Genomic DNA, 670 nt, shown 5'->3' with positions numbered 1-670 from the left:
ATCCGAATAGCTTTTCTTAAAATTAGCTATTTGTTTAGGGTTCATGACAAACACCTTGGCGCCGAAGACTTTTAAGTCTTCATCATGATGGAGAAACATCGACGGGTGAAAGCTATAGACCGATGTAGATTCTAAGCCAATCTTTAAGACGTCAACCTCTTGATCGCCTATGCAGTCCAATAAACGCTCTTTAAGCAACGTTGCGCCTGGTAAGTCATTGGTGACGGTAAAGGCATTCAGCTTTTCTCCTTCACCATTTAAAATGCATACTTTCATATCAAACGAACTTACATCTAAACCAACAAATAATCTCACGGGAAAGACCTCCTTTCGATTTAGAATCACTTGGCATTTCCTTGGACGTCTCGAGATATCTCTAGTGTGTACGCCGACCAACAACCTCGTGTATCAGAGCTTTCCCTGCATTCGAAAGCCGCCATAGAGCTACTACCCTCTAGGTTCGAATGACAGGCTGCTCAGCCTGCGAGTAGGGAGTCCCGCGCGTTCACTGAGAAACAGTCTTACATTGTGGTTAGTCCACAGGAGAAAGAAGAATTGTCCCAAATGATCCTATGATCATTATCTAGAAATATCTTGAGACGTCCAAGTAATATGTTGTTTAGTTTATTCATTAATATGGAAACAGATCTTAGCTCCTAAATAGAGCTTG

Annotated in this window: 1 protein-coding gene; it reads right to left on the bottom strand. The window is 41.8% G+C overall.

Annotation, left to right across the window (positions count from 1 at the left end):
- A partial coding sequence (locus OK414_RS27515) for an IS110 family transposase (RefSeq protein ID WP_264363549.1) occupies window positions 1-315 on the bottom strand: 315 nt, incomplete at its 3' end.
- Window positions 316-670: the final 355 nt, after the last annotated feature.

The organism is Priestia sp. JV24, from assembly GCF_025910025.1.
Taxonomy (GTDB): Bacteria; Bacillota; Bacilli; order Bacillales; family Bacillaceae_H; genus Priestia; species Priestia megaterium.
The sequence above is the reverse complement of the archived record's forward strand: the minus strand, read 5'-3'. Positions and strand labels throughout refer to the sequence as shown.